This is a genomic window from Erwinia sp. JUb26 (assembly GCF_003751505.1).
Taxonomy (GTDB): domain Bacteria; phylum Pseudomonadota; class Gammaproteobacteria; order Enterobacterales; family Enterobacteriaceae; genus Erwinia.
The window spans coordinates 1-7,129 of the sequence record NZ_RJVB01000016.1 but is presented as its reverse complement, the minus strand read 5'-3'; the positions used below and the strand labels follow the sequence as shown (position 1 = coordinate 7,129).

The following is a 7,129-nucleotide window of genomic DNA, read 5'->3' as shown; positions in this document are numbered from 1 at the left end:
AAAACACCGCTAATGGCAACAGCCAGTGCGGTAGCGTGTCCTATTGGGGGATTTCGTCGGTAGGTCTTGAAGTGATTCCCGAGAGTGGGCTACACTGAGATTACTGATTTGGTGACGCTGTTCCCCCGAACACGTTACCTGGTTAATCAGTCCTGAGAAAACTGATTAGCCCGTCAAAACCCACGCCTGAGAACGTGGGTTTTTTCGTTTCTGGGCATTACCTTACCCCGTTATAGGGCTGGCTGGAAGATCCCGCCGCCAAATTTTACCGACGAGCCTTAACTACCTTCGCTTTCTTTGGGCATGTTAAGACAGGGGCCTTTGCTACTTCCGAAGAAAACACCAAGCTAACCTGATCAGCTTTGAATCCATACGCATCGACATTACACGCACTGAACCCAGCCCCACGTACTGCGGCTAAACAAATCGCGACTGATAGCAAAAGAGCTATCGTCCATTTCAATACAGTTTTAATCATATCTCGCTCCTTGAGATGGTTGGTTGAACTGTATTTATTTATTCGCCAACAGCAGATCATGGTGCCAAAAGGCGTAAAAAATGACTTTTTCCCCTCAAAGCAAAAGAATGCTAATTAATTCGAATTCTGAGATTACCTCCCACCTGAGAACGTGTTTTTTCATTTCAGTGGTTAAGTGGTTACTGATACCTGACATGCCGGATTTTTGTGAATCCTTTTTTGAACATGTGTTGTGGTTGTTGTGTTTTTTTTGGGCCTTTGTCGACCCGATTGTGTGAAATCATTGATAAATAGGGGATAATGAGGGGATGTATTAACCTCGAAAAAGCCGTATCAAATCCCTCTGTAAGCGTTGAGGCATAAGGGTTTCAAGGAATTCTCCTTGTTTGATTTAGCACACTTCATAACTCATCTATTTCCAAGCTCAAGCTGAAACCAGTTTGCTCTTTAATGGTGTCCTCAACGAGATGGACTGTCTCATCGGTAGGCTTACCTCTGACAGTCACACCATCGTGTTGAAGCAGGCTTACCGAGTCAGTTAACACACTCGTCATCGCGATTAAGGCCATCACCTCAGCACCTTGCAGTATATGGGCAAGTTTCAACTTATCGGCTTTGGATGACGCAATTTGCTTTCCTGCATCGTTCAGTAGATATCCTGTTTTGGTTGAAAGTTCTTCGTAGTAAGAAATCACAGCTTTTCTTGCAGCATTCAAATCTGCTTTCAGTCCTTTAACTACAGATGACTTACTCGCCAATCCTGCTGCCTCAGCACCTACTTTCTGGGCAAGTTCACTATACCGCTCACTCATGTTTGGGGTTACCCGGCCACCATATATGAGCGCAATCAGGATGGTTTTAGCTCCATCAAAATCGGTTCCGGACACCATCGCTAATTCTTGCCGAACAGCCTTTTTGTTATCCAGGTAGTTATTGATTGCAGGAGTAGGAACACCACATCGGTTTGCCATTTGCTGGAGTAAAGACCAATGGCAATTGCTTATATCGACATCCCAGCTTCCCTTTAAAGCCGCACGTTTAACTTCACGGCAGCAGCCTTGCAGAGTAACTCCGGCACTTGCTTCATACAGACGTCCAGTGCTCACTGTGTCGTAACGAATGGGGAAACTTAATTTGATAGGAGATGCTCTGGCGATAATCATGATCTGCTGAGCCTGCTTTGCAGCTAACTTCACGTGATTAAGGGCGTTTTCTTTTCCTCTAATCTTTTCGTTTCTGCTGTTCTCGATTGATTGCCAGTAACGGAACAACCACTCACAACCATCGGGATATTGCTTTCCCTGCTCCCAAGCAGTAGCGGAGTCACACAGAAGAGACAACGACTCAATGTCTACCTTTACGACGTTATGGATATCGAACAAACCTTTAAGCAATTCACGCTTAGAAAATGCGGTGCTTGAAACAGCCTTTGGTTGGATTCTGTAGCGAATACCAGACGATGTATCTAACCCACCTGTAGACAATTCTTCGTCGGTAACTTTTGCAAAGAACGAATCCGCCAAGCGATTCGCAGACTCAGTTAAAACCCAGCCAGCGGCACGTTTAGAGTGCTGGCTATGTTTAATTTTACAGACAAAAAAGTCAGCGACGGCATTAATATCTTCAAAGCGTTTAGCACTGCCAAAAGCCTTCTGCTTGAACTCCCAGCTGATTAGCGAGAGAGAGTCATCTTGATCATGAGTGTAACGACCGACCCGGAAACTATCGATCATACAAGCCAGCGCCGCTGCTTCCGAATCGGTCACTTCAATTTGTTTATCATGGCAGTATTTAATAACAGCTTTTTTGAAGGCGCGAGCGGTGTAGGTATTACTTTTGAAACTGTCGTTCTTTGCTGCGTCTTTAACTTTTGTTCTTTTCAAATTAACCGCTAAAGTCATCAAAAAACCTCAACACGTAGTGAAAACTTTAAATTTAAAAATCATTAATTAAATCAACAAAAAAGACCACTATGGGACCTTCTTAAATATTTTCCCCCAAAACCCTTTCTTACGCTCCGCCTCAAGCTCAGCTTTAACTTTCTCCAGCTCTTTCTCAGTTACATCACGCTCATTCTGCAACCCGGTCACCTGTTCCCGCAGCCTGTCAGCCTCTTGCTTATCTTCAAGCAACAGTTGCTGCCTCTCGATCAACTTTCTCAGCTCAGCCAGCTCACGCTGCATAGCCGATATTGCATCGTCACCATGTTTATTTTGTGACCGTGTAACGGCGTTTACTTTTTCTTCTGGCAAGGATACAGATCCGTAGTGACGGATAAGCTCCGATACATCTACATATCGTTTACCTTGTTGCCGAGTAATACTCACCAATCCCTTATCGATATGGGAATATAGCGTTTTCCTCGTGATACCAACTGCATCCGCAGCCTGTGTAAGGTTGAGTAGATTCTGAGTCTGTTTACTCACTGTATACCTTCCATTTTATCACTGTGTTTACTCTGGGTAGTATACACATAAAAAAAGCCCACCCATACCTGATAACGATTCTCATTTACACTGACTTGTGGTAAAATAACCGAAGACCAATAAACAAAAAACAGGAGACACATTGCATGTAACGCCCACGCCAGCCGCTTTCACATCGCCGACCGATGACGAGCGTATCCAACTGGCAACACTACTGAATACCGTTGACCTACGCGCGACAACTCCAAGGATCAACGTCTTGCACTTTCTGAATATCGCAGATGCTCCGGTGACAGCCGTAACGGTTAGCCACTGCCTTGACCTGCCTCTGTCTACTGCATATCGAGCATTGACGGCGCTTGAGGTTAATAACCTTGCAGGTGTGACGTTCGGACGATCCGAAGTAACACGTTGGTTTCGGTTCCTACCGAACAAGCCTCAGCATTGCCAATCTTGTGGGCAGAGCTTCTACACAGAGTACGCGTAATCCGTACACACAAACACTGACGAGATGATCGCACTACACGGTCACATCAAATGACGCCCACAGAGAGCGCCAGCGGCCCGTTACGGCCTTTACTCAACGATTACAGAGGATTTACCCATGACAAAAAAGACCGCACACAGCGCCGCTGGCAGCGATTTACAGGCGTTTATGACTGAGGCCGCCGCCCGGTTCAAACCCGACGCAGCCGTGCTGGCCGCGCGGATCGATATCGCCGTCAAAAGACACAATGCCACCAGCACTACGCAGAAGTTCAACGCCCCGGCAGCACTGGCAATGCAGCAACTACAGGAGAGGATATTGGAAGGGTGGCGGTACGATATCGGCATCCCACAGTCCGTTTACGTTGCCGGTACGGGGAATATGAGTATCACGCTTCGCAAACCGGCGGAGCTGGTAGAGCAGGAGATCACCGACCTGAAACGGCAGGTGGAGGAGAGCTACCACAACGAACTCGCCGCCGCGCTGGAACATGAAGTAGACAAACTGGTTCAAGACGCCGCAGAGGAAGCACAGCTCCGTGCAGAGGAAGCCGCAGCAGCAGAGCGTGATGCTATGCACCAACGCCTCAAAGATATGCTGCTGACTGGGGCGACTTTATGACAGTTACTAAGAAGGGGCCACTATGCCCCGCTTCTTACATCGATCCTGACGCACTGGAAAGAGCCATTGCCGCAGCTCGAAAAATCCGTGAAGCCAACCCTGAACGCTATAAATCTGTTCCCACCACGCCGAAACTTTTCTGAGTGAAAAATCAGGCAATTGGTGCGACTCCACGCCAGCAGTGGTACGGCATGGAGATACTTCAAGAACGCAGTAACCGTACTGGTTCTTATTAATACCTGACCTGACATATCAACCATTAACTGGAGGAATATTGACTCATGCAGTAACCAGCCATTACGACAACGGCAGATATCACCTTGAGCGTGTCTCCTACCTCGCTAAAGCGCGTGGCAAATATTCTACAGGGGACGGGCAGCGTATGTTTTCTGCATCAAAGTTGAAAATACTGACTGCTGCTTAACCGGGTTCGATTCCACCGGGCCAGCCATATGCACATGAAAAATATCTGGGGTCATTTCCCATGACTGATTTGACGACAACAGGCACAGCAACGCCCACAGCGATCTACACGACGCCGGTTTTCCCAGATTAAATGCGTGAATAACCCTTTTTAAAACAAAAAAATCCCCGCACATGGCGAGGATCTCAATACGTCCGACCGTCTCAGGTCGGTGCTTTGGATTGTGGAAGGCGGATTAGCCAGTGATGCCGGTCTCTTTCAGACTCTTGCTCACTTTGGCAACCGTCGCACGGGAACAGTTCACCGTTCCCATGATGTCGGTGTACGACATACCCGCTTTCAGCAGTCTGGCGATCTTCTCGTTGCGCTGTGCGTCTTCCGGACGGCCTTTAAACTTACCAGCCGCCTTTGCCTTGCTGATCCCCTGAGACTGACGGCGTTTACGGTCGGTGTAGTCCTTACGCGCAATGGCGGCGAGCATATCCAGCATCATCCCGTTCAATGCTTCCAGCATACGGTTAGTAAACTCATCGCCGGACTGGATTAGCTGGTGGCTGGTCGGTAAGTCTAACGCGACAACCCTGATCCCCTTGTTGCTGATGGTCTGCCGCAATACCTGCCAGTCGTCCGCCTTTAAGCGGCTCAGGCGGTCTACCTGCTCCACCAGCAATACGTCATCCTTCTGTGCGATATCCAGCAACCGGAACAACTCAGGGCGCTGCAACGACGCTCCCGACTCGTTCTCTGTGAAATAGGTGGCAATGGTCATACCCTTAGAATGAGCGAACTCATCAAGTTGCTCTCTGGCGCGTGATGCGTCCTGCTCTTTAGTCGAGGCTCGGAGGTAGGCATAAACACGTGATGTCATTGCGGTGTCCCTTAGCAGTCTGCTTTTAGTGGTTCAATAATAACAGTCTATTAAGAGTGGTTCAATAAATGTTTTTCCCGGCCTGACTGGTTCAATAAACCAGTGCCTCTTTAGGTATACTTAAATCAGACCGTATAACATCCGCATATCGTTCAACCCACCGGCAGATATTTTGAAAAGATCGGCGGTAAAGCGTGAAGGGGGAGAACATCAGCCTAACACCTCAGCACATGCGCCAACGGTGCAATCCCCGGCAGGATATTTCCGCTCGACGGTTTACATATGGTGGGGTATAGCGATCCAGCCGCAGGGGGCGGGGGTGTATCAGCCCGGCGATATGCAGCTCAGAATCAGCAGTTAGAGTATAGGGTATCTATAGTCAGCAATTTCAAGAAAGTCAGGCACTGCAAGGGATTGCGATGAGATAGCGAAAAGTTAGGATATAGGTAGCACTCAACCTTTAGTTGAATATCTGCATCACCCGGTTTATTCTGTAAGCAGAAAATTTGCAATCGGTACCAGCAGAAACATCGGCTCAGCTTAAAGCAAGTGTCGATGTGCACATGAGGAGGAGACTAATGAAAGCGTTTAAAGATATGACACCAATGCAGCGTATCGCTGCTATGCGTAAATCTGGAATTACTCTCTTTCCTAATCTCTCGAAAGAAGAAAAGAGAGCCGTGCTGTACGTCGAAAACGAACCGGCTGTATCTGCACAAAGAAACGAGTATAAATTAGCCGTCTATTGATCGGTTGATGGGGACACAACCTCGTCAACCGGCACACTCATCCTAATCACTTCCCCTTTCTGCCCAAAAGTAAAAGTCACATCACCCTTCATGCTTTCGGTGTACCGTTCAACAATATCAGGTGCAGGCTCACACACAGAAAGAACATCTCGGCCCATGACCTGGCCTAAGATCGCACTGTACGTGATAGACGCTGGGATCATGAAACCTTTGAGTGAATTACAACGAATATCGCGCTGCACAAACTGTAGCTCGACCTCAGTCTCAAGTAGTTTTCCAGAAAAAAGCCCACTAAAGACCCCATTGCTGGAAACAGCAATAACAAACTTTTCAGGGGAATATTTAGACTTGTGGTAGATCTCTTCCCAAGACCAACCACCATACCCATCCTTTTGTGCTGAGGTATCAGGCCAAGACCCAGCTTTACCGTAATGCTGCACCTTACAGACTTCAAAGCTAAGAACTGGAAGAATGGTTCCGGGAAAAAGTACAGTCATCTCTTGAGAGTAAGCGTCAGCAGCCAGAGGACCGATATCAGAAAGAAGACCGTTAAACTCAAGTTTGTTCATGCAGCACCACGAAACAACACAATGAAAGAGCTGCATGATAACACGAGGAGAGAAGGATGAAGAAACAAGGAGATACCCATTTTTCCATAGCTCCGCTACTCCTGACGAGCCTCACAAAAAAGACGCTCAAGCCAAGAGTAGCGAAACCGTGCCAGCTTTGAGAATCGGCGTGTTTCCTTGCCGTGATCCCCTGATTGCGTCCTGACATCCCACCATGCACTTTTACTGTCATCAATCCGCCTTTTTCCCTTGCGGGACGCGTGGCGTTTTCTCATTCCTCACGCTATCTGATGATCGGTTTTCTGTTTAGATGGTCGCTCCAACGCTGCGGGTATTAATCAGACTCCCCGTCTCCCGCTGCTGTTACCGCCTGACTATGACACTCTCATGCTTCCAGTTCGTCAGGCACGGCAAAACACCGCTAATGGCAACAGCCAGTGCGGTAGCGTGTCCTATTGGGGGATTTCGTCGGTAGGTCTTGAAGTGATTCCCGAGAGTGGGCTACAC

At 47.9% G+C, this 7,129-nt stretch carries 7 protein-coding genes; 3 read left to right on the top strand and 4 right to left on the bottom strand.

All coding sequences use genetic code 11. The annotated features are described in order from the left end of the window. Nucleotides 1–879: 879 nt before the first annotated feature. Entirely contained in the window at nucleotides 880–2,379 is a 1,500-nt protein-coding gene (locus EC836_RS24410; protein WP_123337980.1) for a hypothetical protein, read from the bottom strand. A 69-nt stretch (nucleotides 2,380–2,448) separates the two neighbouring features. Next, entirely contained in the window at nucleotides 2,449–2,904 is a 456-nt protein-coding gene (locus EC836_RS24405; protein ID WP_123337979.1) for a hypothetical protein, read from the bottom strand. A 604-nt stretch (nucleotides 2,905–3,508) separates the two neighbouring features. Here EC836_RS24405 and EC836_RS24400 point away from each other — a divergent pair. Both EC836_RS24400 and EC836_RS24885 read left to right on the top strand, forming a co-directional pair. Continuing rightward, entirely contained in the window at nucleotides 3,509–4,012 is a 504-nt protein-coding gene (locus EC836_RS24400) for a hypothetical protein (RefSeq protein WP_123337978.1), read from the top strand. Continuing rightward, nucleotides 4,009–4,155: a hypothetical protein gene (locus EC836_RS24885; protein WP_199735271.1), complete on the top strand. Its 147-nt coding sequence runs from the start codon at nucleotides 4,009–4,011 to the stop codon at nucleotides 4,153–4,155. Before EC836_RS24400 ends, EC836_RS24885 begins: the two co-directional genes overlap by 4 nt. Nucleotides 4,156–4,671: 516 nt before the next feature. Here EC836_RS24885 and EC836_RS24395 read toward each other — a convergent pair. Continuing rightward, complete coding sequence (locus EC836_RS24395) at nucleotides 4,672–5,304, bottom strand: recombinase family protein (protein WP_086530559.1); 633 nt, start codon at nucleotides 5,302–5,304, stop codon at nucleotides 4,672–4,674. Between the two features lie 578 nt (nucleotides 5,305–5,882). Here EC836_RS24395 and EC836_RS24770 point away from each other — a divergent pair. Next, nucleotides 5,883–6,053 (top strand): hypothetical protein, encoded by a 171-nt coding sequence (locus EC836_RS24770; protein WP_158612813.1) that lies wholly within the window; start codon nucleotides 5,883–5,885, stop codon nucleotides 6,051–6,053. Here EC836_RS24770 and EC836_RS24390 read toward each other — a convergent pair. Then, nucleotides 6,047–6,622, bottom strand: a complete 576-nt coding sequence (locus EC836_RS24390) for a hypothetical protein (RefSeq protein ID WP_233599402.1) — start codon at nucleotides 6,620–6,622, stop codon at nucleotides 6,047–6,049. The genes EC836_RS24770 and EC836_RS24390 overlap by 7 nt on opposite strands. Between the last annotated feature and the right edge of the window lie 507 nt (nucleotides 6,623–7,129).